24 protein-coding genes are annotated in these 25,928 nt (G+C 60.4%); 9 read left to right on the top strand and 15 right to left on the bottom strand.

What is annotated here, in order from left to right; genetic code table 11:
• Positions 1-39 precede the first annotated feature (39 nt).
• The 7 genes from ACZ47E_RS21210 to ACZ47E_RS21240 form a co-directional block, all read right to left on the bottom strand.
• Positions 40-975, bottom strand: a complete 936-nt coding sequence (locus ACZ47E_RS21210; protein WP_022562878.1) for an ABC transporter substrate-binding protein — start codon at positions 973-975, stop codon at positions 40-42.
• A 128-nt stretch (positions 976-1,103) separates the two neighbouring features.
• Positions 1,104-2,042 carry an ABC transporter substrate-binding protein gene (locus ACZ47E_RS21215; protein WP_022562879.1) on the bottom strand — a complete coding sequence of 313 codons (939 nt, stop codon included), beginning with the start codon at positions 2,040-2,042 and terminating at the stop codon, positions 1,104-1,106.
• Between the two features lie 22 nt (positions 2,043-2,064).
• A complete protein-coding gene (locus ACZ47E_RS21220) occupies positions 2,065-3,870 on the bottom strand; it encodes an amino acid ABC transporter permease/ATP-binding protein (RefSeq protein ID WP_278067614.1) in 1,806 nt (601 codons plus the stop codon).
• Between the two features lie 13 nt (positions 3,871-3,883).
• Positions 3,884-4,438 (bottom strand): GNAT family N-acetyltransferase, encoded by a 555-nt coding sequence (locus ACZ47E_RS21225; RefSeq protein ID WP_022562881.1) that lies wholly within the window; start codon positions 4,436-4,438, stop codon positions 3,884-3,886.
• A 21-nt stretch (positions 4,439-4,459) separates the two neighbouring features.
• Complete coding sequence (locus tag ACZ47E_RS21230; RefSeq protein ID WP_022562882.1) at positions 4,460-5,647, bottom strand: M20 aminoacylase family protein; 1,188 nt, start codon at positions 5,645-5,647, stop codon at positions 4,460-4,462.
• Positions 5,648-5,725: 78 nt separating this feature from the next.
• Positions 5,726-7,066, bottom strand: a complete 1,341-nt coding sequence (locus tag ACZ47E_RS21235) for an LLM class flavin-dependent oxidoreductase (protein WP_022562883.1) — start codon at positions 7,064-7,066, stop codon at positions 5,726-5,728.
• Positions 7,067-7,089: 23 nt separating this feature from the next.
• Positions 7,090-8,094, bottom strand: coding sequence for an LLM class flavin-dependent oxidoreductase (locus tag ACZ47E_RS21240; RefSeq protein ID WP_034496999.1), 1,005 nt, complete (start codon positions 8,092-8,094; stop codon positions 7,090-7,092).
• A gap of 303 nt (positions 8,095-8,397) precedes the next feature.
• On the opposite strand from ACZ47E_RS21240, the gene ACZ47E_RS21245 reads away from it, so the two are divergent.
• A complete protein-coding gene (locus tag ACZ47E_RS21245) occupies positions 8,398-8,847 on the top strand; it encodes an RrF2 family transcriptional regulator (RefSeq protein WP_004445456.1) in 450 nt (149 codons plus the stop codon).
• 30 nt (positions 8,848-8,877) lie between these two features.
• Here ACZ47E_RS21245 and ACZ47E_RS21250 read toward each other — a convergent pair whose 3' ends face one another.
• The 5 genes from ACZ47E_RS21250 to ACZ47E_RS21270 form a co-directional block, all read right to left on the bottom strand.
• Positions 8,878-9,822: an acyl-CoA dehydrogenase family protein gene (locus ACZ47E_RS21250; RefSeq protein ID WP_004445457.1), complete on the bottom strand. Its 945-nt coding sequence runs from the start codon at positions 9,820-9,822 to the stop codon at positions 8,878-8,880.
• 48 nt (positions 9,823-9,870) lie between these two features.
• Positions 9,871-10,416, bottom strand: coding sequence for a flavin reductase family protein (locus ACZ47E_RS21255; RefSeq protein WP_004445459.1), 546 nt, complete (start codon positions 10,414-10,416; stop codon positions 9,871-9,873).
• Positions 10,417-10,596: 180 nt separating this feature from the next.
• Positions 10,597-11,766: an FMNH2-dependent alkanesulfonate monooxygenase gene (ssuD, locus tag ACZ47E_RS21260; RefSeq protein ID WP_022562886.1), complete on the bottom strand. Its 1,170-nt coding sequence runs from the start codon at positions 11,764-11,766 to the stop codon at positions 10,597-10,599.
• A 168-nt stretch (positions 11,767-11,934) separates the two neighbouring features.
• Complete coding sequence (locus tag ACZ47E_RS21265) at positions 11,935-12,132, bottom strand: hypothetical protein (protein ID WP_004445462.1); 198 nt, start codon at positions 12,130-12,132, stop codon at positions 11,935-11,937.
• A 189-nt stretch (positions 12,133-12,321) separates the two neighbouring features.
• Positions 12,322-12,924 (bottom strand): alpha/beta hydrolase, encoded by a 603-nt coding sequence (locus tag ACZ47E_RS21270; protein ID WP_022562888.1) that lies wholly within the window; start codon positions 12,922-12,924, stop codon positions 12,322-12,324.
• Between the two features lie 396 nt (positions 12,925-13,320).
• Here ACZ47E_RS21270 and ACZ47E_RS21275 point away from each other — a divergent pair, with 396 nt between their 5' ends.
• Positions 13,321-14,391: an LLM class flavin-dependent oxidoreductase gene (locus tag ACZ47E_RS21275; RefSeq protein WP_034497593.1), complete on the top strand. Its 1,071-nt coding sequence runs from the start codon at positions 13,321-13,323 to the stop codon at positions 14,389-14,391.
• Positions 14,392-14,448: 57 nt separating this feature from the next.
• On the opposite strand, the gene ACZ47E_RS21280 is transcribed toward ACZ47E_RS21275, so the two are convergent.
• The 3 genes from ACZ47E_RS21280 to ACZ47E_RS21290 form a co-directional block, all read right to left on the bottom strand.
• Positions 14,449-15,627: an acyl-CoA dehydrogenase family protein gene (locus ACZ47E_RS21280; protein WP_034497003.1), complete on the bottom strand. Its 1,179-nt coding sequence runs from the start codon at positions 15,625-15,627 to the stop codon at positions 14,449-14,451.
• On the bottom strand, positions 15,624-16,655 hold the full coding sequence (locus tag ACZ47E_RS21285) for an ABC transporter substrate-binding protein (protein ID WP_022562891.1): 1,032 nt from the start codon (positions 16,653-16,655) through the stop codon (positions 15,624-15,626). The genes ACZ47E_RS21280 and ACZ47E_RS21285 overlap by 4 nt, the downstream gene beginning before the upstream one ends.
• 109 nt (positions 16,656-16,764) lie before the next feature.
• Positions 16,765-18,372, bottom strand: a complete 1,608-nt coding sequence (locus ACZ47E_RS21290; RefSeq protein ID WP_464017139.1) for an ABC transporter substrate-binding protein — start codon at positions 18,370-18,372, stop codon at positions 16,765-16,767.
• A gap of 269 nt (positions 18,373-18,641) precedes the next feature.
• Here ACZ47E_RS21290 and ACZ47E_RS21295 point away from each other — a divergent pair, with 269 nt between their 5' ends.
• The 7 genes from ACZ47E_RS21295 to ACZ47E_RS21325 all read left to right on the top strand — a co-directional run bounded on the left by ACZ47E_RS21295 (position 18,642) and on the right by ACZ47E_RS21325 (position 25,921).
• Complete coding sequence (locus ACZ47E_RS21295) at positions 18,642-19,631, top strand: ABC transporter permease (RefSeq protein ID WP_004445474.1); 990 nt, start codon at positions 18,642-18,644, stop codon at positions 19,629-19,631.
• On the top strand, positions 19,628-20,623 hold the full coding sequence (locus ACZ47E_RS21300) for an ABC transporter permease (RefSeq protein WP_004445477.1): 996 nt from the start codon (positions 19,628-19,630) through the stop codon (positions 20,621-20,623). The genes ACZ47E_RS21295 and ACZ47E_RS21300 overlap by 4 nt, the downstream gene beginning before the upstream one ends.
• A complete protein-coding gene (locus ACZ47E_RS21305) occupies positions 20,620-21,618 on the top strand; it encodes an ABC transporter ATP-binding protein (RefSeq protein WP_464017140.1) in 999 nt (332 codons plus the stop codon). The genes ACZ47E_RS21300 and ACZ47E_RS21305 overlap by 4 nt, the downstream gene beginning before the upstream one ends.
• Positions 21,596-22,531: an ABC transporter ATP-binding protein gene (locus ACZ47E_RS21310; RefSeq protein WP_006698435.1), complete on the top strand. Its 936-nt coding sequence runs from the start codon at positions 21,596-21,598 to the stop codon at positions 22,529-22,531. Before ACZ47E_RS21305 ends, ACZ47E_RS21310 begins: the two co-directional genes overlap by 23 nt.
• A gap of 18 nt (positions 22,532-22,549) precedes the next feature.
• Entirely contained in the window at positions 22,550-23,605 is a 1,056-nt protein-coding gene (locus tag ACZ47E_RS21315; RefSeq protein WP_004445482.1) for an aldo/keto reductase, read from the top strand.
• Between the two features lie 68 nt (positions 23,606-23,673).
• Positions 23,674-24,912, top strand: coding sequence for an acyl-CoA dehydrogenase family protein (locus tag ACZ47E_RS21320; protein ID WP_022562892.1), 1,239 nt, complete (start codon positions 23,674-23,676; stop codon positions 24,910-24,912).
• A gap of 37 nt (positions 24,913-24,949) precedes the next feature.
• Positions 24,950-25,921, top strand: coding sequence for a LysR substrate-binding domain-containing protein (locus ACZ47E_RS21325; protein WP_022562893.1), 972 nt, complete (start codon positions 24,950-24,952; stop codon positions 25,919-25,921).
• Positions 25,922-25,928 lie beyond the last annotated feature (7 nt).

Raw genomic sequence — 25,928 nt, forward strand, 5'->3', positions numbered from 1 at the left:
CCCAGCGGGTATTGCAGTCCGCCGCATCTCATCTGCAGGTCAGCTTTTCGGCAGTCCGGGAGGATTGGTCCGCGATTCCGGCAGCGCCTCTTCGGAAAGTTGCCAGCGGTCGAGAATTTTCGCATAGGCACCACTCTTGATCAGGTCGTTGGTGGCGAGTGTCAATGCATCGGCCAGTCCCGAACCCTTGCGGGTGGTGATTGCAACGTCGGAACGTTCCGGCCATCCGGCGGAAAGGGTTCCGACACGCTTGATTGTCTTGTCGCGTGCGGCGATGAAAACCAGCTGGGCATGCGGCTGAACGATTACATCCGCCCGCCCTGCCGAAAGGGCTACAAGCCGCGTTGCTTCATCGTCGTAATATTGCAGCTCGATCGGCTTCAAACCGGCGGCAACGTTCTCGTCGCTCCATTTCAGCAGAATACGCTCCTGATTGGTGCCGGCGCCGACGATGATACGCAGCCCCGCCGCATCCTTCGGCTCCCTGATAGCGCTTATGCCACTGTCGGACTTGACGAAGAAGCCGTGGAGACCCTGCCGGTAGGTGGAGAAGTCGAACTTTTCCTTGCGCTGCTCCGTGACACCTACATTCGAGATCACCGCATCGTATTTGCCCGACGCGAGCCCCAGCGGCCAGTCCGCCCAGGCGACCGCCACCAGTTCCAGCTCAAGCCCGAGACTGTCGGCAACGGCGAGCGCATAATCGGGATCGGCCCCTACGACAGTCTTCGCGTCGGTTGCGTAAGTGGCCAGCGGCGGGCCGCCCGGTGAAACGGCCACGGTGAATTTGCCTGGTGAGACGAACCGGAAATCCTTCGGGATGGCGGCAATGGCACCGGCATCCTTCTCGACCCTGACACGCCTAGGCTGATCCGGCGACAGATCGAAGACATCATCTGCGAAAGCAGACGCGAAGCCGGCAAAGGAAAGAAAGGCGCCGAGCGTGACGGAGGTCAGGCGAAAGTTGAAAGTCATTGGTGTTTCCCGATATTGATCGCGGGACGGAGGTAGCGCGGGCGGGAGGAGGCCCGCGCTACCGGCTGAGTGATGTCCCACCTTCAACTCAGCTTTTTCGGCAACTTGGCTGTCAGCGATGTTCCTTCTCAGCTCTTGGGCAGACCGGGCGGGTTTGTGCGGGATTCGGTGATGGCCTCCGAGCCCAGATTCCAGCGGGCGAGAACCTTGCCGTAGTTGCCGTTCTTGATCTGGGCATTCAGTGCGGCAGTGATGGCTTCGGCAATACCGGCGTCCTTTTTCGAAGCGACGGCGATTTCCGCCGCTTCGGGCCAGCCGCCGGAGAAGGTGCCGACGAGCTTCGTCTTCTTCTGACTTGCCGCCTGGAAGGCAGAGGTGGCATTGGGGCCAAGATAGGCATCCGCGCGGCCGGATTGCAGGGCGACATCAAGCACCGCCTGGTCGTCGTAATATTGTACCTCGGTGTCGGCCAGACCCTTGGCTTTGTTGTCCTTGATCCACTTCAAGAGTATCTGCTCCTGATTGGTGGCCGCGCCGACAATCACCTTCAGCCCGGCAACATCCTCGGGCTTGCCGATTGACGTGACCTTGCTGTTGTTGCCCACGTAAAAGCCAAGCAAGTCGTTGCGATAGCTGGAGAAATCGAACTTTTCCTTACGGGCCTCCGTCACCGTTATATTAGACGTCACGGCGTCATATTTGCCTGATGTGAGACCGAGCGGCCAGTCAGCCCAGGCGATGGGGACAAGCTGAAGTTCAAGTCCAAGGCTGTCGGCGACGAGCTGGGCAATATCCGGCTCCACGCCGATCGGCGTCTTCGTGTCGCTCGCGTAATCCACCAGCGGCAACCGGAAAGGTACGGTCGCAACCGTCAGCTTTCCATCGGCGACGAACTTGTGGCCGGCAGGCAGAAGCTTGATCGCCTCCTCCACCTTTTCTGCGCGAACGCGACCCTTCTGCTCCGGCGACAGGTCAACCTCCTGCGCATGCGCTGCCGGGATGAGCGCGGCAGTGGCCGTGAAAAGACCACCGGCGAGCAGGGAAAATAATTTCGATGAAAAAGCCATGTGAGTGTTTCCTTTTTGTTGATTAGAGAACTTTGGCGAGGAATTCGGCTGTGCGCGGATGCTCGGGATTATTGAACACCTTGTCAGGCGTGCCCGTTTCGAGAATCCGCCCCTGCTCCATGAAGATCACCCTGTCGGAAACTTCGCGGGCAAAACCGGTCTCGTGCGTGACGATGATGAGGGTGACGCCGGACCGGGACAGTTCCTTGATGACGTCAAGCACCTCGTTGACGAGTTCGGGATCAAGCGCCGAGGTCGGCTCATCGAACAACAGCACCTTTGGCCGCAGGGCAAGCGCCCGCGCAATCGCCACGCGCTGCTGCTGGCCGCCCGAAAGCTGACGCGGATAGGCTCCGGACTTTTCGGCAAGACCGACGCGAGCCAGAAGATCCCTCGCCTCCGCCTCGGCCTGCTCCTTCTTGATGCCGCGAACCACGACCGGCGCTTCGGCTATATTTTCCAGTGCGGTAAGATGGGGGAAGAGGTTGAAGCTCTGAAAAACCATACCCACTTCAACGCGTCGCTTGAGGATCTCCCGCTCCTTCAGCTCGTAGAGCGTGTCGCCTTGCTGGCGATATCCGACCAGTTCGCCGTCAATGGCAATGAAGCCATCATCCACGCGTTCCAGGTGATTGATGGAGCGCAGCAGGGTGGACTTGCCGGACCCGGACTGGCCGAGAATGGTGGTGACACTGCCCGCCGGAATGGAAACGGTGACATCATCAAGGACTTTCAGCGAGCCGAAAGACTTCGAAACACCGTGAATATTGACCGACCCACCGCGATTTCCGAGCTGGAAACTACCGGTCCTGACGGCGGTCGGCCGTTCGGCTCTAGCGTCCGCAGGCGCTGGTGCCTCCACCGCTTCAGGCAAGGGCCGGCGCGGCCGGATTGTGCGGTAGAGCGTTGCAAATAGTGAGGGCGGAGGGTTGCGCAGCGCGCCACGCGAAAAGTGCCGCTCAATGTGATGCTGGACGATGGAAAGCGCGGTCAGGATCACCAGATACCAGACGGTGGCAACCATCAGCAGCGGGATCACTTCCAGATTGCGGCGATAGATGATCTGGATCGTATAGAATAGCTCGGGCAGCGCGAGGATATAGACCTGCGACGTTCCCTTCGCGAGGAGAATGATCTCGTTGAAACCATTGGGCAGAATGGTTCTCATCGCCTGCGGTAGCACGATGCGCGAAAACTGCCGGCGGCGCGGCAGGCCAAGCGAGGCCGCCGCCTCGAGCTGACCTTGTTCGACCGATAGGATGCCACCGCGCACGATCTCCGATGAGAAAGCCGCAGCATGTAGCGTCAGTCCGAGCACCGCAGCCGCAAAGGGCGTCATGAGCTGCGTCGTGTTCCAGCTGAAGAAGTTGATACCGGTATAGGGAACGCCGATCGTGACGGTCTCGTAGAGATAACCGAGATTATTGAGGATCAGCAGCAGCACAATCAGCGGAATGGAACGGAATATCCAGATATAGGTCCAGGAGATCGCGACAAGCAGGGGAGACCCCGAAACGCGGGCAAGGGCGAGAACGGTGCCGAGCACGAAACCGAGAAAAGCCCCAAGCGCCGTCAGCAGCAGCGTCCGGCCTAGCCCGACAAGCACCGGTTCGGCGAAAAACCATTCCGCAAATACATTCCAGCCCCAGCGTGGGTTACCGAAGACGGAATGCAGGACGGCCGCGATGATGAGAACCGCAAGAACGGTGCCCGCCGTACGCAGTGGATAGCGGGCAGGAACGACGCGGAAATGCGCGTAACCGTCCCTGACCGGCTCGCCCTTGTGTTCACTCACCGAGACATTCGGAAAATCGGAAGCTATCGTCATCGGAAAAGGCCTTTCACGGATGAACTGGAGAGAGTTGCGGCCGCGCGGCCGAAAGCGATGCGCCATCCCTGATGGGCGCAGAAGCTTCAGACAGCCTTTTTTCAAAAGGCAGGGACTTGATCGTCTCGGGATCGGCCGCGGTGTCGAACAGGGCGCGGTAGCCGTTGGTCAGATAAAGACCGACCGCTTCTGGCTGACGGAAGCCGGTGGTCAGATAAACGCGACCGTAGCCCTGACGGATCGCCTGCAGCTCCAGTTCACGCAGCACAAGTTTCGCGAGCCCCTGCCTGCGATGGGCGGAGTGTGTCCAGACGCGCTTGAATTCTGCCGTCTCGTCGTCGTAGCGCATGAAAGCCCCACCGGCGATCGCCTTGCCGTCACGCAGGAGCAGCAGGAAGTTGCCAGATGGCGGGCTGAAGGCCTCAGGCGGATATTTGTTGAGCTCCGCCTTGGCCCCTTCCGCATTGAAAAATGTGCCGTAGCGGCTGTCATATTCGAACAGCAACTCCTCAAGAAGCGGCGTCGCGAGCGGATCCTTGACCGATGTGTAGAAAAAACTGTCGCTCATGTCCTTGTCCCAAATTTTGCGTCAGGAGAGGTAGTCTTCCGCCAGACGCACCCAGAAGCGCGCCGCAGGCGCGATGATCGTATCGTTGAAATCGTAGTGAGGGCTGTGCAGCGGCGCGCTGTCGCCATTGCCGACGAAGAGATAGGAACCAGGCCGCTCCTGCAGCATGAAGGCGAAATCCTCGCTCGCGGTTCTCGGCTGAAAGCTCTCGGCGATCTGTCCTGGCGGGAAGTGCCGTCTGGCGACATCTTGGGCGAAAGCCGTCTGCACGGCATGATTGATGACGGGTGGAAAACCCCGTGAATAAGCAACCTCGGCCTTTGCGCCAAAGCTTTCCGCCTGCGCCTTTGCCAGCGCCGGAAGCCGCTCCTCCAGCCTGTCGCGCACGACCGGCGAGAAGGCGCGTGCAGTGATCTGCAGTTCGACGCTCTCGGGAATGACATTCGAAGCCGTCCCGCCATGAATGGAGCCAACCGTCAGCACCGCCATCTCGCGCGGATCGACATTGCGTGAAACGATGCTTTGCAGCGCGGTGACGAAGCTTGCCGAGGCGAGAACCGGGTCGACCGTTTCGTGCGGCGCTGCCCCGTGTCCGCCCCTGCCGACAATCCGCACCTTCGCCTTGTCGACGGAGGCCATTGCAGGACCTTCAACGAAACCGAACTGGCCCGCCTCGACACCCGGCCAGTTATGCAGGCCAAAGACGGCGTCGACCGGAAAGCGTTCGAACAGCCGGTCCTTTATCATCGCCCTCGCGCCGGCGCCGATTTCCTCGGCGGGCTGGAAGATCAGTGTCAACGTGCCGGAAAACCTCGAGGTCTCGGCAAGATAACGGGCTGCTGCGAGTAGGATGGTCGTATGGCCGTCGTGACCGCAGGCATGCATGACGCCCGGCGTGTCGCTGGCATAGGCAAGGCCGGTTTCCTCGGCAATGGGCAGCGCGTCGATATCGGCGCGAATACCGAGGCGTTTTTCGCCGTGGCCGCGCTTGAGGGTCGCCACGACGCCATGTCCGCCGACGCCCTCCGTCACCTCATATCCGAAGGACAGAAGATAACGGGCGATGAGAGCGGCCGTGCGTTTCTCCTTCAGCGAGAGCTCCGGATGCCGGTGGAGATCGCGCCGGATGGCGATGCTCTCCTCGATGAAGGCAAGGATTCCCCGTTCGGCGTCGTCCTGCGGACGCGCGCCGTCAATGTGGATGTTCATGGTTCTATCTCCTGCACGACCCTTTACGCGCCGCGTCCTGAAAGTCTGCGCCGGCCGGGTCGCCCTCCGGCCGCGATCTTATGCGATGGCCTTGTCCGAACCGCTTTCGCCGCGGGCGTAGACACTTTCCCGGAAAGGCAGCCCGAGATGGTCGCGCAGCGTCGCCCCGTCCAGATGCGGATCGAAATAACCCCGCCGCTGCAGCACAGGAATGACAAGGCGGATGAAATCATCCAGCCCTTCGGCAATCACGGGAAAACCGAGAATGAAGCCGTCCGCAGCGTCGTGCTCCACCCAGCGGATGATTTCGTCAGCCACCTTGTCCGGTGTGCCGATGAAACCCTCACGCGGGGTCGCCGCCTCCAGTGCCGCCTCGCGCAGCGTCTGGTTCTTTTCCTTGGCGCGACGCTTGATGCGGTCGGTCGTTGAACGGAAACTGTTCTTGCCGATATCGCCCAGGTCAGGGAAAGGCTCATCCAGCGGATAGACGCTGAAATCATGATGATCGAAGAAGCGGCCGAGATAGGCGAGCGCCTCCTCGATTGTGATGAGGTTGCGGATAACGTCGTATTTCGCCTCCGCTTCTTCCTGGGTCTCGCCGACAATCGGTCCGATGCCTGGGAAGATCTTCACATCGGCAGCGGACCTGCCCTGCGCGACGGCACTCTGCTTGACTCGCTTCAGGAAGGTCTGGTTTTCCTCAAGTGAAGCGGAATTGGTGAAGACCGCATCAGCGTGCTTGCCCGCAAGACCGATGCCGGCATCGGATGAGCCGGCCTGAAACACTACCGGCTGCCCCTGCGGCGAACGCTGGATGTTCAAGGGGCCTTCCACCTGGAAAAAGCGGCCCTTATGGCCGAGGGTGTGAAGTTTGGTGCGGTCGAAAAATTGCCCCGTCTCACGGTTGCGCACAAAGGCATCATCGTCCCAGCTGTCCCACAGACCCTTGATGACTTCGAGATATTCGTCGGCAATCTCATAACGCAGCGCATGTTCAGGATGATTGCGGCTGTAGTTCTTCGCCGTGCCTTCGAGAGGTGTCGTCACCGCATTCCATCCGGCGCGGCCACCGCTCAGGAGATCGAGCGAAGCAAACTGGCGGGCGATGGTGAAGGGGTCGCTATAGGAGGTCGAAACGGTTCCGGCGAGACCGATCTTCGAGGTCACCGCGGCCAGCGCTGAAAGGATCGTCAGCGGCTCGAACCGGTTGAGGAAATGAGGGATCGACTTTTCGTTGATGTAAAGCCCGTCCGCCACGAAAGCGAAGGCGATACCGGCCGCCTCCGCCTTCAACGCATTCTTCCTGAAAAACTCGAAATTGACGCTGGCGTCAACTGGGCTTTTGGGATGCCGCCAGGCGTTCATATGCCCGCCGGGGCCCTGAAGCATGATGCCGAAACGGATTTTCTTTCTCGTCATGTCATCTCCTCCTGAGGACTAAATCACGCCGCCCGGGAAAGGCGGTGCGTGGCCAAGAGTTCGATCGAGGCAAGCCGCTGATCCGCCCCGACATGCGGCGGCTCGATGATGAATTCCTCGATGCCGTGCTCTTCGGAAAGCGCGCGAAGCGCCTTGTGAATATCCTCCGGCCCGCCATGCAGGACATTGGGCTTGCGCTCCTCGATGCGGTAATCGGCATCGCCGGACTGGCGGGCAAATTCCTCCGCCTGTTCACGCCGGCCCAGATTGAAGGCCCTGCCATCACTGAGGAACACCCGGTAAATGCGCTGACCTTCGACCTGCCGCGCGGCATGAGCGGGGTCGCTCGCAGCAAACGCGGACAGGGCAAGGACCGGGGCAACTCCGCCGCTTTCTTCACGGAAAACCGAAAGGCTGCGGCGGAGAACCTCCACGTCGCCATTGAGGTGGCCGGCAAAAACGAAATTCCATCCGCGTGAAGCGGCAAGCCTCGCGCTTTCCGGGCTGGCGCCGAGCAGGAATCGTTCCGCAGCGACCGGCGGTACGGGAGTTGCCCGCAATCCGGCCTGCGCGTGTTCGTGCGGCGCGGCGCCGGACAGGAATGTGGTAAGCTCGCCGAAGGCCGCTTCAAAATCCGGTTTGCGGGCAGGATCATAGGCCTGCTGCAAGGCTGACGTCGCGAGCGGCAGCCCGCCCGGTGTCTTACCGATGCCGAGATCGACCCGGCCAGGCGCGAGCGACGACAGAACGTTGAAAACCTCGGCAACCTTGTAAGAGCTGTAGTGCTGCAGCATGACACCGCCTGAGCCGACGCGGATGTGGGAGGTCTTCGCCAATATCCACGCAACCAGCGCTTCCGGCGCGGACCCGGCTAGTTCCGGCGAATTGTGATGCTCGGCCACCCAGAAACGGCGGTAGCCCAGCTCTTCGGCACGTCTGGCGAGATTGATCGTGTCGCGGAATGCACTCGCCGCGTCCTCACCCGTTGGAACAGGGCTCTTGTCCAGCAAACTGAGCGTATACATCATCACCTCGCGTGTCTTTGATGCATACTTTGTCTACGGATTTTATATACTAATAAAGGATGATCGTTCCACGTTGCGGCACGATGAGAGAAAATATTGTTTTCAGTGGTGTCGCGGAAAGCCGGCGCAGGCGGGAGGCATCCGCAACGCGGAGGGTCACCTCAAAATAACGTTGCAACTGGCCGCTTTCAGCACCAAACGAAGGCGAAACGGGCTTGCGCCGAAATTCGGTAAAAACTACTTAGTAACTCAGGAATAATATGGCGAGGCGCTGTAAAATGTGCCGTCTCTCTTTCGGATCATGTGATGTTGACCAAAAAAGGCAAATACGGACTAAAGGCACTTGTCGATCTGGCGCGGTTGCCCCAGGGCGAAACCGCCTTCGTGACAGAGATTGCGAGCCGTAACAACATCCCGAAAAAATTTCTCGACACCATTCTTCTGGAACTGCGCAATAGCGGAATCCTGCGCTCCAAGAAGGGGCCCAATGGCGGTTATTCACTGTCGAAAATGCCGTCGGAAATCATGATCGGCCAAGTTATCCGCACGCTGGACGGTCCTCTGGCGCCCATCCGCTGCGCAAGCCGCACAGCCTTTGAAGCCTGTGACGACTGCGATGATCCGGAGACCTGTCAGGTCAGACTTTCGATGACGGACGTGCGTGACGCCATCGCAACGATTCTGGACAATATGACGCTTGCGCAATTCGTGGAGAAGGACGGGCAGGACGCCCACGCCATTCCGGCCGGTCAATAGATTTCGAACGGTCGGTCATTCGCGATCTACTCATTGCCTGCGCAGATCGTCCTCCAGCGAAGCGATCAATCCGTCTTCGCTGACGCCTTCGACAAGACCGAGGCGCGCCATCAGGATTTCAAGCGTGATGGCATTGTTGCGAACCGAGCGAAAGGTGACGTTTTCTGCACCAACCTGTGCCGCATCGATATTGGCCGCAAGGCTTGCTATCTGCGCCCTCAGGAGTTCGATGGCGAGAAATACTTCCCCTATGACGGGTCGTGCCGCACCCTTATACGCCAGCCTGTCGATCAGCAGGGACGAAAGCTCACCCTGCTTTTGTCCCAACGCCACTGCGGCCCTCAAAAGAGTTGACACGGAAGTGGCCAGATTTCCGGCGCCCTGAGCCAGGAACACAACCTGATCGGCACGCAACAGACCCTCCCACGACGTATTGGGGCGATTGCGCAAGACGATAAGCAAGGGCTGCCCGGACGTATTGACCGCTGGCACGACGATCCAGTCCGCGTCGCCCCTCACCGACCCAACAACGTCGTCGGGAAGCCGCAGGGCGTAGTCATCTTCCGTCACCGTAACCGCTTGGTCCAGATTCGCGGCAGACGTTGCCAGTCCGAATGTCTCGCCAAGATCGAGACGGGCGAAAAGCGCCCTGCGCTGCTCTTCGCTGCCCGCATTCCTGATGAACTCAAGGGCAGTGAAATGTTCAACGAGGCCCTGCGCCGCCTCGGCATCGGCTGCTGAAATAATGGCAAGCGCCTGTGACAGAATGTCATTGGTGATATCCGCTCCACCGAGCTCCGTTGGAACGGAAAGAGCGAGAAGGCCGGAACGGGCAATCCGAGCGTGGATGTGTCCTGGACTTTCAACCCCGCAGTTCGCGGCGATTGCCCGTGCGACGGTCAGCACATCGATATCCGCGCCAAGGCGTGGAGGAACGAAACGAAGTCTTTCGCCGAGAGGCGTGACGGATCCCATGCTCAACTCCCTCAAACAATGACAAAGTAACGCGCCGGCGGCCGACGCTTAACCCAGCGAATGATAACGCCCGTTCTGATAGACCAGCGAGTAGCCGGAGCCGACGCGGATCGCCTCCACCTTGCCGATCACGATGACATGGCTATGCCGTTCGATCGCTTCCTCAATGGTGCAGTCGATCGCCGCGACAGCATCCTCAAGAATGGGCGCGCCGCTCGCCAGCCGGGTCCATTCAGCGCCGCGATAACGATCCGCACCCTTCAGGCCGCCGATGCCGGCAAACTGGTTGGCGATGAACTGATGGTTGGGGCCGATGATGTTCACGGCGAGATGGCCGAAACGCTGCACGACCGGCCATGTGGACGAGGAGCGATTGAGCGCGACAAGAATTCTGGGGGGATCGACCGACAGCGCCGTGGCCGAGGTTACGGTCGCACCCGTTCGGGCCTCCCCTTCCCCCGCCGTGATCACGCTGACGCCGCCGCCCAGTGTTCTCAGCGCCGCCTTGAGGCTGTCGGCATCCGGAGCCTTGCCGGCAACGGGGTCACGGAGATTGATGAATTGTTGATCCTTGGCCGCATATTGCAATGTCATCGGTGGCTCCTGAAAAAGCTGATTTGTTCAATAGCTAACAGCGGCGATAGGGTGGGAAACAGGCACCTTTTTCCATAATGACAAAATTCTATAGAAATAATGTTTTATATGCTTCTGCGCCGTTGCAGCCTGCCGCAGGATACGAGGCGGAAGAAGAATGGCCTGCCTTTCGCAGGCCATTCAGGACCCGGATACAAGCTTGACGTTGCCGCCATGGCCACCGCCGCCAAAGACCTGCTTCGTTCCGAATGACGAGCGGATCTGATCGCGCGGTCCGCCGAGCCCGATTTCCGGGAACAACAGTTCGGAAACGCGATAGGCTTCCTCGAGATGAGGATAACCGGACGCAATGACGGTATCGATGCCGAGCGCCTGATATTCCCGCAGTCTCGCCGCAACCGTCTTAGGCGAACCGACCAGCGCCGTGCCGGCGCCCGAACGGACGAGCCCGATGCCCGCCCACAGGTTCGGGGAAACCTCGAGCCGGTCGCGTCGGCCGTTGTGCAACGCCTGCATCCGCGCTTGCCCGACGGAATCCGACGCTTTGGAGAATACTTCCTGAGCAGACGCAATGGTCTCGTCGGAGAGCTTCGAAATCAGCCTGTCGGCATCGGCCCAGGCCTCCTCGTCGGTTTCACGCACGATGAAATGCAGGCGAATGCCGAAGGTTACCTCGCGGCCCTTTTTGGCGGCGGCCGCACGTACCTTGGCGATTTTTTCAGCGACCTGTGCCGGCGGCTCGCCCCAGGTGAGATATTTGTCGGTGATACCAGCCGAAAACTCGATGCCGGCATCGGAAGAGCCGCCGAAATAAAGCGGCGGGCGCGGCTCCTGTACCGGCGGCAGGCCGAGCCTTGCGTCCACCGCCTTGATATATTTGCCGTCCAGGCCCCCCTTGCCGGTTTCGATCAGTGAATTGAAAACCTGGAAGAACTCGTCGGCATGGTCGTAACGTTCGTCATGCGGCAGGAAAATGCCGTCGCCGCCCAGTTCCTGCGCGCTGCCGCCTACCACGATGTTGAGAAGCAGCCGTCCATGGGAAACACGATCAAGCGTGGAGGCCAGCCGGGCATAATAGGCGGGTGACGCGACGCCCGGACGGATGGCAACGAGGAATTTCAGCTTCTCGGTATAAGCCGCAAGATTGGCCGCGAGAATAAAGGATTCCTCGCAGGCGACGCCGGTTGGAATGAGCACGCCGGAATAACCCAGCCGATCGGCAGCCTGCGCGATTTCGCGAAAATAGCCGGGATCGGCAGGACGCGCGAGATCGTCGGAGCCCAGATAACTACCGTCGCCCGACGAGGGAATGAACCAAAGAAAATCGAGGGGTTTGTCGGCTGTGCTCATCGGCTGGTCCTTTGCAATCCGCCCTTCGGGCAATGCGTTCTGATGATAAAGGGTAGCCAATTCCCCGGCGCGTTTAAGAAATTTTGTTCCAATTTCCATTCGGCATGGAGAGTTTCTCTCCCGGATAACCCGCCCTGCGAAGCGAAACGAAGCCTCCGCCAATAGCCGTCAGAAGACCGGGTAAAGGCCGAGCATTGCAAAATTCATTTCGCAGATCTCTTCCCGCTCGAGTTCGAGATCGCTTTTTTCTCGCCTTATGCGTCCGGAATGGTCCAAGGGATGAAGGCTGACCTGTTCCTCGTCACGCGGCTGACGCCGGGTCAAACCGAACAGATCGAAAGTAAACGCATGAAGTCCCTGCGGCATGTGCGCCTCCTTTGCTCTACTCACTCCATCCTCAGGCGATCATCCAAAATCGTCAATATTTTCGATAAAATTACCATTCTATAATTAGAGGATCATCGGCAAATGTGGACCAACCTTGCGGCGTGAGGGAAAAAATCCGTTTCCGACGGCCAATGGCAGTACATGGACCGCAAACGACCACTCTTCTCTTCAAAAATACGCATCACTGAGCGCACTCAGTGTGTTGGACCTCGATCGGGTCCCCGCCTTTGCGGGTGCGTTACCCATCTCCAGCCGTTCGAGCAGAGCATAACCCTCGGGCCATCGTCCGTAGCCGCTGGCAATATTGATATGCCCGACGGCGCCGAGATTGATGAGATCGCTCCCCCACAGGCTGGCACTGCGCGAGAGCTCTTCGGCATCCATGTAGGGATCGTTCATACTGCCCACGACGAGGCTCGGAAAAGCAAGCGGCTGCTGCGGAAATGCGCCGAACCGCACAATACAGGGATGCATCGCCTCCACGCGGTCGAGATGAGCGGGTGCAACCAGAAGCGCGCCCCTGATCTTGGCGGCGGAGGGTCGAGACGCCATATTCGCCACCAACAGGCAACCGAGGCTGTGGGCGACGACATAAGCACTTTCGACGGTCGCCAGCGCTGCCTCCAGACGGTCAAGCCAGTCGTCGAGAACCGGGCATTGCCAATTGTCCTGATCAACCAGTTGGGCATCGGGATCATCCAGCAACCAATGTCGCTGCCAATGCCCTTCATCCGAACCATTCAGGCCAGGAACAATCAAGGTGGTACACATGCCTGCTCCGTAGGTTGTGTGCGAGTGCACCAAGCATGGTGAATTTTATGATTCCAGTCGACTATGGCCTTGCTCACCTTTTGGATGCACGAGGAAAAACGATCCAGACAAATCCGATAGTTCAGAAAATACGTTCTCGGTCCCCAAGATAATGTCCGTCAGAGGAAATCATTTCCTCAAATTTTTTATATAGAAAATATGTGCAATTTAGGCTTCGCAGACGGAAAGCTTTTCCTCTGCCGGACAACAAAAGAAACGTCGCTGCTTCGCCGCGCCGTCGCCGCTTTGCCATTCTCGCACGTGGGTAGGCTTGCGCTTCCCGTAGCCCAAGTGGCAGAGGCCGGGCTTTGGCAGAGCCGCTCCGCCGCACCACAAACGAAAATTCAGGCGGATAATGTGAGCAGCACGAGCGAATTTCTCTGGTACATCCCCAATGACGTCAAACCCGGTCACCGTGGCGATGCCGTCAGCGATAATCACAACAGTCTCGACACGTTGACGGGCCATGCCAGGGCGCTTGAAACCCATGGCTGGAAAGGCGCGCTGGTCGGCACGGGTTGGGGAAGACCCGACACGTTCACGGTGGCGGCGGCGCTTACTGCGCGCACCACCACATTCGAACCGCTGATCGCCATCCGCCCCGGCTACTGGAAACCGGCCAACCTCGCATCGGCAGCCGCCACCCTCGACCAGCTTTCGGGTGGCAGGGTCAGGATCAACATCGTCTCCGGCAGGGATGAGCTTGCGGCCTATGGCGACGATGAAGGCGATCAGGCGCAGCGTTATGCCCGCACGAAAGAATTCATGCGGCTGGTGCGGCGGCTCTGGACGGAGGAAAACGTCTCGTTCGAAGGTGAGCATTTCCGGGTGAAGAACTCCACTGTCCTGCCGCGCATCGCGCCGCGCGAAGGCAGGCCGCATCCCAAACTCTATTTCGGCGGCGCTTCCGAAGCAGCCGAGCAGGTTGCCGCAACCGAGGCCGACGTGCAGCTTTTCTGGGGAGAGCCGCTCGCCGGTGTGCGTGAGCGGATAGAACGGCTCAGGTACCTCAGTGAAACGCTCGGCCGCGATCTGCCGCCGCTGCAATTCGGCCTGCGGATCACCACGCTGGTGCGCGAAACGACCGCCGAGGCGTGGCGCGATGCGGAAGCAAAGGTTGCCGAGATGGCCGCAAACAATGGCGTGCGCTGGAACGACCATCTTCAGGCAGTCGCAGTCGGCCAGCGCCGCCTTCTGGACTTGCACCGGCAGAGCGACGTGCTGGACGACAATCTTTACACCGCTCCGGGCAAATTTGGTGGCGGCGGCGCCGGGACGACCTGGCTTGTAGGATCAGCGGAAGATGTCGCAACGTCGCTCAAGAAGTATCGTGCGTTGGGGATCACCCATTTCGTGCTGTCCGATACGCCCTATCTGAAAGAAATTGAGCGGCAGGGCGACAGGCTGCTGCCGCTGCTGCGGGATTGATGCGGTGAAGCTGCCGGGCGACCCTGCTGGAACAGGGCCGCCCAATGCCTTCTCCGGTCAGCCGCCGGCTGCCTTGATGCTCTGGCGGCCAAGGATCGTGCGGATCATATGGCTCTGCGGCGCATGCGCCCGTGCCGTGATGGCATCGCGGTGATGGCGCTCAAGATTGTAGTCCCGGCGCAGGCCGCGATTGCCGCCCAGTTCCAGAGCCAGATCCGTCACCGCCACCGCATTGTCAATCACGACCTGGCGAACGGCCAGTGCATCGGTTCCCACTCTCTCCCCCACATCGATATCCCGGGCGACGGAGGCAAGCAGGCGTCTGTTCGCCGCCAGCAATACTTCGATCTGACCGAGACCTTCCTGAATGCGGGGGATGGAGGACAGCGGTGCCCCGAGACTCGCCGGAACATGGCCATTAAGATGGCGCAGCAGATCGTCCCGCGCCGAGAGCGCGACGCCGTGATAGACGGAAGCCAGCAGCACGAAGAAATTGTAACCGTCCACTTCATCGCGCCGCAGCGGCTCATCCGCCGGTTGCTCGGCCACGATATCGGCAAGTGGCACCCTGACGTCCTTCAACACCAGATCATGACTGGCGGTGGCGTACATGCCGGTCGCTTCCCATGCCTTTTCCTGGGTGATTCCAGTCGCGTCGAGAGGAACCAGAAGCTGGATGAGGCGCGGCGTCTCTTCCGTCGTCACGGCGAGCACGATCGCCCATTTCAGGCCCGGCAGGCCAGTCACGAAGCTCTTGCGGCCGTTGACGACCCAGACATCGCCCTCAATTCGCGCCGTTGTTTCCGGCAGGCCGCCATGGGCCGGCGAACCGACACCCGGCTCTGCCTGCGCGTTGTTGACGAGTGCCAATTCCCGGCCATTGGCGGCCAGCACCCTTGCGGCCAGTGCCGCCGGCCACTTGCCGCGCCGGATCGCGGCATGGACGCTATAATGCATGGCGAGGATGAGAGCGGTCGATGGATCGCCCTTGGCGATGGCTGTGATGACGGCATGGGTCGTTTCCATGCCCTCGCCCCAGCCGCCATCCTTCTCAGCCGTGACAAGACCGAGCAGTCCTGATTTGAAAAGCGCCTCGAAATTACCCGCAGCGAATTCACCGCTTTTGTCATGGTCCGCAGCCGTCAGGCTGAAATCTTCGGCCAGCGCGGTTGCCACGGCGACCGGATCGGCTCGCTGCGCCGGCGCGTTCGGAACGGCGGAAAGTGCGACGCTCATGCCACCACCCTTTCATTCGCCGTAACGAAACGATCATCGATCCAGTTCTCAAGATTGAAGTCGTTTTCGAGAAAGCCCCACTGGTGCAGGAAGTCCTTGTAATGGCCCACGGCACCGACAAGGTCGGCATCGAGGCCAAGGCCAAGATGGCGGTGAACCTCCGCGCCGTTGGCGGCCAGAACCTGCTCTTCGGTCGCGCCAGCCTCACGCGCGATGAAACGACGCGTCTCCTCGGGGTGCTGCTCCGCCCAGAGCGAGGCTTTGCCGATGGCGGCAACCAGCCGCTCGACCAGATCGGGACGCTCATCGGCAAGCCGCCCATCCACCGTCAACACCCGGGGTGAACCGGAATTGATGCGTATCTTCGGATCGGAGTGAAAACCGAACTCCGCCACCTGCACCGCACCGATCAGGTTCGCGGCGGCGATGCCAGCCGTTCCCTTGACAAAAATCGCATCGACCTCGCCCCGCAGGAGCGCGATGATCTCTTCGCCGAAAGATTGCCGGCGCTTCAGGCCGAACAGCGACGGCCCCTCCTGCGAGGCGAGCACCGAATCCTTGATAACAATATCTGTGAGTTCGATATCCCCGACCTTCAGCCCTTCCAGCGAGAGCGCCGAAACGATGCCCTTCAGCGCCGTCGCCCGCATGAAATCGACGATGCCCTCCGGCCGGCGCGGCACGCCGAAACGGCGACCGACGAGATCGGCAAGCGAACGGATACCGGTTTCCGGCAGGGTAATGATCGCCTGAAACTCATCCGTCCACGTCACCCCGATGAGACGCGTATTGCGCCCTTCCGAGCGGGCACGGATGGGCGGCACATTGCCGCCATGGCGGAACGACCATTCCAGCGTGTGGTTGAAATGGCTCTGGCGAACGGAGCGGTCAGGTGAGTCGATGATGGATTTCAGCGCTATGCCGGCCTCTTTGAAGGTCTGCTCGAGATAACCCAGCTGCGCCGCGAGCCCCACTGGCGTGGGCACCGGGCAGCGTGTGTACCAGATTTCAGAAAGTGTCGTGCTCATGGAATGGCCTCAATGAAACGATGGCACCGGAAAGCGAAGCTGCGGCGCCCGTCGGCTGAAGGGAGACATCCCGGCCCGCCGCAAGGGCGAGCCGGGCCTGGTGAGACGATCAGGATGCGGCGATATGCGCGAAGGCGAGGCTTCCCGCCACACCTTCGGCACCGATGGTGTGATCGGCGATACGCTTGTTGTAGATGGTGATTTCAGGTGCTGCGACGATGTCGATGGCCGGCACGTCCTCGACGAGGATCTGCTGGATCTCCTTCCATTGCGCGACGCGCTTGTCGGGATCGATCTCGATGGCGGCCGCTTCAAGAAGTGCATCCACCTTCGGATTGCTGTAAGCCGCGCCATTGGAGAAAGGCACGCCCTTCTTGAAGTTCTTTGACCAATAAAGCCGCTGCACACCCACGGTCGGATCGAAGAGATTGCTCATGCCCTCATAGGCAAAATCGAAGTCGCGATCCGTATAGATACGCTTGGTGTAGGTGGCGAAGTCCTGCGTGCGCACCGTCACATCAACGCCGACTTTCGCCAGCGCCTGGCGAATATAATCTGCGCCGCGCGGATAGGCCTCGGTGCTCGGCACGTAATCCAGATTGAGCTTGAAACGGATGCCATCGGCACCGCGCTTGTATCCGGCCTCATCGAGCAGCGCTTCGGCGGCCTTCAGATCGATCGGATAGGTCTTCAGATCATCCACGAACCATTTCGTGAGCTTCGGATTGATTGGCCCGGTGATCGTCGCGCCGTAACCATAGTTGACGGTGTTGAAGATGACGTTGCGGTCAATGACATGCGCGAAGGCGCGGCGGACACGGACATCCTTAAAGACATCCTTTTCAAGGTTGAACTCCACGCGGCTGATCGAGTTGGTATATTGATAGCCATTGGTCTCGAAGCCGAGGCTCGGAAGCTCCTTCAAACGGTCGAGATCGCTATAGGCAACCGGGGTGCTAGGCGCGAGATCGATTTCGCCGGTTTCAATGGCAATCGCGCGGGCGGAAGCATCAGGAATGAAGCGTATGATGAGCTTGTCGAGATAGGGGCGCGGCGCATCCCAATAATCGGCATTGCGCTCGAAAACGATATGGCTGCCGCGTACCCATTCCTTGAACTTGAACGGGCCGGTGCCAACGGGTGCGAGATTGACCGGGTTTTCGGTCACTTTCGTCCCTTCATAGAGGTGTTTCGGCACGATCGGCGTTTCAGCGGCGGCGAGCGCTGTAATGAGGTAGGGCGCGGGCTTGGAAAGCACCAGCACCGCCGTCAGCTCGTCCGGCGTCTCGACGGCAGTCAGATTGAGGAATGTGTTGCGGCCGCGCGGATGCACTTCCTTGATGGTGTTGATGGAGAACGCCACATCGGCGGATGTGAAGGGCTTGCCGTCGTGCCATTTAACGCCGGGTCTCAGCTTGAAGGTGTAACGCAGGCCATCCGCGCTCACATCCCATGATTTTGCCAGCAGCGGCTTGGGATTGAGATCGAAATCATAGGTCAGCAGACCCTCGGTGACCTTCGGTGATATATAGACGGAATTATAGGCCGTGTGCGCAATCGTCGTCAGCACCGGCGGTTCCGACGAGATAAGCAACGTGGCTGTTCCGCCACTTGCGGGCTCTGCCGCGCGAAGCTTCAGCCCAGGCAAAGACACCACGCCAAGGGCGACCGACGCCAGCAGAAATCCCCGCCGCGTCGTCTGGTTGAAAACAGTCATGCGATACCCTCTCCTTGATTGAACCGGCAAAAAACCGGCGAAACTGAACTCTTGCGCTTGGGAAGAAGTTTGTTCCTCGGACGAGAACGAGATTGGGATAGTGAACCAACCATTCTCACAAATAGGAATTATCTTTTCTTTAAGGCGCGATTTTCCGTAAATTTCAGAAAATAATTCTATTACTCTTTGACAAATTCCATAAAATTAGTCAACTAATGTCCGTGCCTTCACCGGCGGATTTATGTTTTAACGATTGCGGACTGGAGCCGATGTCAAATTCGAAAAGGATTTTATCGCAGGCGAAACGGGTGGCCATTCAGGCCGTCCCGACGGTTCTCGGTATCGTCATTCTGAACTTCTTCCTGCTGCAGTTAGCGCCGGGCGATGCCGCAGATGTGCTGGCTGCGGAAGCGGGTTCGGCGACCGTCGAAACCATGGCGGAAATCCGCAATCGTTTCGGGCTGGACCTGCCGGTCCTGCACCAGCTGATGAATTATCTCGGCAATCTCGCCCAGTTCAGCCTCGGATTTTCGCCGCGCTACGGCATGCCGGTGGCTGATCTCATCGGCCAGCGCCTGCCGGGCACGCTTGCCTTGATGGGCGCGGCGCTCGGCATTGCGATTTTCGTCGGCGTGTTTCTCGGCTCGATCATGGCCCTTTTTTCCGGCAAGCTGCCGGATCGGATCATTTCCATCGGCTCGCTGATCTTTTATTCCGTACCCGGTTTCTGGATCGGGTTGATGCTGATCCTTACCTTTTCGGTGAAGCTCGGCTGGCTTCCCTCGGGCGGCGACAGCACCATTGGCAGCAGCCTCACCGGGTTTTCCGCCCTGCTGGACCGGCTGCGCTATATTGTCCTCCCCGCCCTGTCCCTGGCACTTTATTTTCTGGCGATCTATGCCCGCCTCACCCGCGCGGCGATGCTGGAGGTGAAGTCGCAGGACTATGTGCGCACCGCTCGTGCCAAGGGCGTTTCACCGATCAGGCTGACCACACGCCACATTCTGCGCAATGCGCTGATCCCCATCACAACCATGGCCGGCATGCATATTGGCGGCCTGCTTGGTGGTGCTGTCGTGGTCGAAACCGTCTTCAGCTGGCCCGGCCTTGGCCGCCTTGCTTTCGAAGCCGTCATGGCGCGGGATTTCAGCGTTCTGCTCGGCATTCTGCTTCTCTCCTCCCTCGTCGTTATCATCGTCAATGCAGCCGTGGACCTGTTGCAGGCATGGCTTGACCCCCGCATTGGAGAAAGCCGATGAATTCCTCCCATACATCAGCGGTTCTCGACACGGCCGAACTCGGCGCTGAAGAAACCAGCCCCAAACCGAAGAAGCCCGAAGAAAAGACCTGGCCCTATATCCATGCGCCGGATGCGCTCTCGGCCCGCTCCGTTTCCGTGCCCCGGCGCGGCCTGCGGCGGGAACTGAAAATCTTCCTCACCAATCCCAACGCCATCGTAGGGCTGCTGTTTCTCGCGACCGTCATCGTTACCGCGCTGATCGCCCCCTTGATCTATCCCGGCGATCCCCTGGAAATGGTGGCCCGCCCGTTCCTGTGGCCCGGCCAGAACGCGGCCTATCCGCTTGGCACAGATTCCATGGGCCGGGATGTTCTGGCAGGCATCGTGCATGGTGCGCGCATCTCGCTCACCGTCGGTGTCGTGGCGACACTGATCGGGCTCACCATCGGCATCGCCGTTGGCGCTTTCGCCGGTTATTTCGGCGGCATCATTGACGATATCCTCGTCAAGCTGATCGAAATCTTCCAGACCCTGCCGAATTTCGTCCTGCTGGTCGTGCTCGTCGCCATCGCCCAGCCTTCAGTCACCACGGTCACCTCGGCGATCGGCATCATCACCTGGCCACTGGTGGCACGCCTCACCCGCGCCGAATTCCGCGCCATCCGCGAGAAGGACTACGTGCTTGCCGCGCGCAGCCTCGGTTACGGCCATGCGCGCATCGTGTTTCAGGAAATCCTGCCCAACGCGCTGCCGCCGATCATCGTCACCTCCTCCGTCATGGTGGCGGGCGCAATCCTCATGGAAGCAGCACTTTCCTTCATGGGCCTTGGTGACCCCAACCGCGTTTCCTGGGGTTCGATGATCGGGTCTGGCCGCGATGTCATCCGCACCGCCTGGTATCTGACCGCCCTTCCCGGCCTCGCCATCGTCTTCACCGTCATTTCGCTGAACCTCATCAGCGATGGCCTCAACGATGCGCTCAACCCCCGTTTTTCGGAAGAACGCCGATGAGCAAACTGATTGAAGTCCATGATCTCTCCGTCAGCTTCGGCTCTGCCCAGCCCGTCAAAGGCGTCAGTTTCGATGTCAGCCCCGGTGAAATGCTCGCGATCGTCGGAGAGAGCGGCTCGGGCAAATCCCTGACGGCGCTCGGCCTGATCGGCCTCCTGCCCTCCCACGCCAAGACGGGCGGGCGGGTTCTGCTCGAAGGGCGCGATCTGCTGCCGCTTTCGGAAAAACAATGGCGCGGCATTCGCGGTCGCGATATCGGCATGATCTTTCAGGAGCCTATGACCTCGCTGAACCCGGTTCTGACTGTTGGCGAACAGGTCATCGAGGTGCTGCGTATCCATGAGAAGATCGACCGGCATCAGGCCCGCAAACGGGCCATTGAGCTCCTAGACCTCGTCAATATTCCCGATGCCAGCCGTAGAGTGGATGATTATCCGCACCAGCTGTCCGGCGGCATGCGTCAGCGCGTGATGATCGCCATCGGCGTTGCCTGCAATCCGAAACTGCTGATCGCCGACGAAGCAACGACGGCGCTCGACGTGACGATACAGGCGCAGATACTCCAGCTGCTCGACAATCTGCGCCGTGATCTCAACATGGCCGTCATCCTCATCACCCACGATCTCGGCATCGTGGCGCAATGGGCGGACCGGGTGATGGTGATGTATGCCGGACGCAAGGTGGAGGAAGGGCTGCCGGAACCGGTTTTCTCCAATCCCTACCACCCCTATACGCGTGGCCTGCTTGCCGCCTCGCCGCGCGCCGAAGACGGCCAGCACTATCGCGATGGGCCGCTCATCGAAATTCCCGGCTCCATCGTTTCCGCCACGGGGGAACGCGGCTGCGCCTTCCGGCCGCGCTGTCCGAGCGCCCGCGGCTTCTGCGGGCAGTATGTACCACCGCTGAGGCAGATTTCAGACGGCCGTTACGCCGCCTGCCCCTTCGTTGCTCCAACATCTCAGGAGATACCCAATGGCGCTCTTGTCGGTGCATAGTCTTTCCACCCATTATACGGGCGGACGCGGCACGGTGCGCGCCGTCGATGACGTGTCGCTCGATATCGAGGCGGGTGAAACCGTTGCCCTGGTGGGCGAATCCGGTTGCGGCAAGTCTTCGCTCGGCAAGTCCCTGATGCGTCTGGTCGAACCGTCTTCCGGCAGGATCACCTTCAAGGGTGCGGATGTGACCGCAATGACATCGTCCGAACTGCGCGGCATTCGCCGCCGCATCCAGATGATCTTTCAGGATCCTTTTGCCTCGCTCAATCCCCGCCAGACGGTGCGCACCATCCTTACCGGGCCGTTGAAGGTGCACGGCATAGGAGACCGGGCGCGCCAGCGGGAGATCGTTGAAGCCATCGTCGCGCAGGTGGGCCTGCCGGCGGATTCACTCGACCGTTATCCGCATGAATTCTCGGGCGGCCAGCGCCAGCGTATCGGCATTGCCCGCGCACTTGTTCTGGAACCGGAACTGGTCGTCTGTGACGAGCCGGTCTCGGCGCTCGATCTGTCGATACAGGCGCAGATTCTCAATCTTCTGGTGGAGATGAAGAAGCGGCTTTCGCTGTCCTATCTCTTCGTCTCGCACGACCTTTCCGTGGTGCGTTATTTTTCCGATCGCGTGCTGGTCATGTATCTCGGCAAGATCGTCGAAAGCGCGCCCACATCGGAACTCTGGGCATCCCCGAAACACCCCTATACCCGCGCGCTTCTCGCCGCCGTTCCGGATCCCGCCCGCCGCAAGCAGGCGGCCCCCATTTCGGGCGATCTGCCGAGCCCGCACAATCCGCCATCCGGCTGCCGGTTCCATACACGCTGCCCGCTCGCCACCGATCTCTGTCGCGAAAAAGCACCTGACTATACCCTTTTCGGCAAGAACCACGCCGTGGCCTGCCACCATGCCCAATAAACTGAAGGAGCAACCATAATGGTCGACTATCGCTATCTCGGACGCAGCGCGCTGAAAGTTTCACCGCTGAGCCTCGGCACGATGATGTTCGGAGGCCCGACGCCGGATGACGTGGCCTTCCGCATCATCGACAAGGCTCGCGAACAGGGCATCAATTTCATCGACACCGCCGATGTCTATCACGACGGCAAGTCGGAAGAGGTCGTGGGCCGCGGCATCAAGGCCACGCGCGATCACTGGGTTCTGGCCACGAAATTCGTCAACTCCCATACCAAGGGCCCGAACCTTGGCGGCCATTCGCGCAAATGGGTGATCGAAACGGTCGAAAATTCGCTGCGCCGCCTCAACACCGATTACATTGACATCCTCTATTTCCACCGCGCCGTGTTCGATGCGCCGCTGGAAGAGCCGGTGCGCGCCATTGCCGACCTCATCCGCGCCGGCAAGCTGCGCTATTTCGGCGTGTCGAATTTCCGCGGCTGGCGCATAGCCGAAATTTCGCATCTGGCCGACCAGCTCGGCATCGACCGGCCGGTTGCCAGCCAGCCGCTCTACAACATCGTCAACCGTACGGCCGAAGCCGAGCAGTTGCCGGCGGCCAATCATTACGGCCTTGGCGTGGTGTCCTATTCGCCGCTCGCCCGCGGCGTGCTGACCGGCAAATACCAGCCTGGCGAACAGCCCGGCGCCGATACCCGCGTTGGCCGTGGCGACAAGCGCGTTTTGGAAACGGAATGGCGTCCGGAATCGGTCGAGATCGCCCAAAAGGTCGCGGCCCATGCCGCTTCGAAAGGTGTTTCAGCGGCGGATTTTGCGCTCGCCTGGGTGCTGAACAACAAGTTCGTCACCGCCGCCATCACTGGCCCGCGCACCGAAGAGCATTGGGACGGATATATTCGCGCACTCGATGTGAAGATCGATGCGGAAGATGAAGCGCTGGTCGACAGCCTCGTTACCACCGGCCATCCCTCCACACCCGGTTTCAACGATCCGAGCCACCCCGTCGAAGGCCGTGTGCCGCGCAATCTTGAAGCGGCGCACCGCCCGGCGCTCAAGCCGCGCGCGGTCGCCTGATCGTCCAGAAGACCATGCCTGCGGCGCGCTGTGCCGCAGGCCCTCACATCCGCTCAGGGAAAACCGCAATGTCCACTCCGAAACTGCAGACAACCACCACCGACAATTCCGGCGTACCGAGCCGTGACGAGATTCTGGCCCGGGCAAAGGACATTGCGGCTATCGCAGCAAAGGATGCCGCCCGCCGCGAACGCCAACGGGAACTTCCTTACGATATCTTCGCCCTCATCAAGGAGGCGAAGATCGGTACATTGCGTATTCCCGAAGCCAAGGGCGGACCGGGCGGCTCGATTGCGGACTATATCGATGTGCTGATGATCCTCGGCGAAGCCGACAGTAATATTCCCCACGCGCTTCGCAGCCATTTCAATTTTACCGAAAACCTCGCTCTCGCACCCATCGAGCTGGAAGACCGGCGCCATCTCGAACATGTGCTCGCCGGCAAGCTTTTCGCCGGTGCCAGCACCGAACAGGGCACCAAGCGCCCCGGCGAAATCACCACACGGCTCAGCGCCGAGGGCGACCGTTACCGGCTGAACGGTCGCAAATGGTATGCAACCGGCACCGCCTTTGCCGATTTTGGCACTTTCAGCGCTATCGGCGATGACGAGCAACCAATCGGCGTGCTCATTCCGCTTGATCGCCAGGGTATCACCATCCTCGATGACTGGGACAGCATGGGCCAGCGCATGACAGCGAGCGGCGGCGTGCTACTGGATAATGTCGAGGTTCTGCCGCATGAATTGACGACCCGTAAGCTCGGCAGCCAGATTGGCCGGCACAGTTCGGCCATGCGGCAGCTGCACCTTGCCGCCTCGGCCGCCGGCGCCGTTCAGGGCGCGCTGAATGACGGTGTCGAGTATGTTTTGCGCCAGGCGCGCACCACGCTTCACAGCAGTGCCGAAACCGCCAATCAGGACCCCTTCGTGCAGAAGATGCTCGGCGAAATCAGCGCCGGCGCCTTCGCGGTGAAAACCCTTATCCGCGAAGCAGCCCGAACGCTCGACCGCACCGCGGCCGCCTTCGCCACCGGCGATGAAGAGGCGATCGAGGCGGCCTTGCTGGAAGGCTCGCTCGCCACTGCCCGCACCCAGATCATTGCCTCGCAGCTGTCGCTGACCGTTGCCACCAACCTTTATGAACTGGGGGGCGGTTCGGCGACATCCAGCGACCGGAATTTCGACCGTCACTGGCGCAATATCCGCACCGTCTACAATCACAATCCGCTTGCCCACAAAGCGCGGGTGATCGGTGATTATTATCTCAACGGCACGACGACACATCTCAGGGAAGGCCGGGTGTTCTGACTGTGCGGAAGATGCAGCCGACAAAGGAGAAGCAGCAATGAGAACGGAGTTTGTCGCTCCCGCCGGGGGCCGGACAGCTTTTCGCCTGCCCACGCTTTCCCGGCTGCCGCCGCTGACGGCCCTGCGCGCCTTTGTCGTGGCTGCGCGCCACGCCAGCTTCTCACGCGCGGCGGAGGAGCTGCATGTTTCGACCGCTGCCATCGGACAGCAGGTCCGCATTCTCGAAACCCACCTCGGCCAGCCGCTTTTCAGCCGCCAGCGCGGTGAATTGGTGCTGACCGATGCCGGCAGCGCACTTTATCCCGGTCTGGCGGACGCTTTCGAGACCATGATCGGCAGTCTTTCCGACCTGATGGTTTCGAATGCACGGCCGCAGTTGAAAGTTCTGGCGGAAGGTTGCTTTGCCGCCCGCTGGCTTGCGCCGCGGCTGGGCAGCATCGTTCCGGCACTCGGAGACGTCGAGCTTTCGATCGAATCCATCGAGGGCGATACCGTCGATCTCACCCATTTTGATGCCGATTGCGCCATCGTCGCCACCGCCGCCCAAATTCCCGGCTTCATTCATGAACCGCTATTTCCCGACACCGTCAGCGCCGTCTGCACCCCGGAATTTGCAGCCCGCCATGGCCTTGCAGGCGAACCGGAGCGGTTGCGTGATATCGGCTTTGCGCTGCTGCGTGGTAATGGCCTTGACCCGGCATTTGAGTGGGCGAACTGGCTTCGCGCCTGCCGCATTCCGCTCAGGCTTTCCGCAACGGGTCCGCGTTTTTCACGCCAGACCGCGCTGATAGAAGCGATCTCATCAGGGCACGGCATAGGCCTGGTGCGTCATTCGCTGATTTCGGAAGAACTGAAAAGCGGCCGCCTGATCGCTCCTTTTGGTTCGCCGCAGCCGACCGCCAGCCGCTATCACCTCCTGACCAGTCCTGACAGGCGGCGGCTGCCGGAGGTCGCATCTCTACTCGCTCTGTTGCGCGAGGATATGCGCGCTCTTGAGGCCGCCGCCTGAACACGCC

The organism is Agrobacterium sp. 5Ca39 (assembly GCF_055382365.1).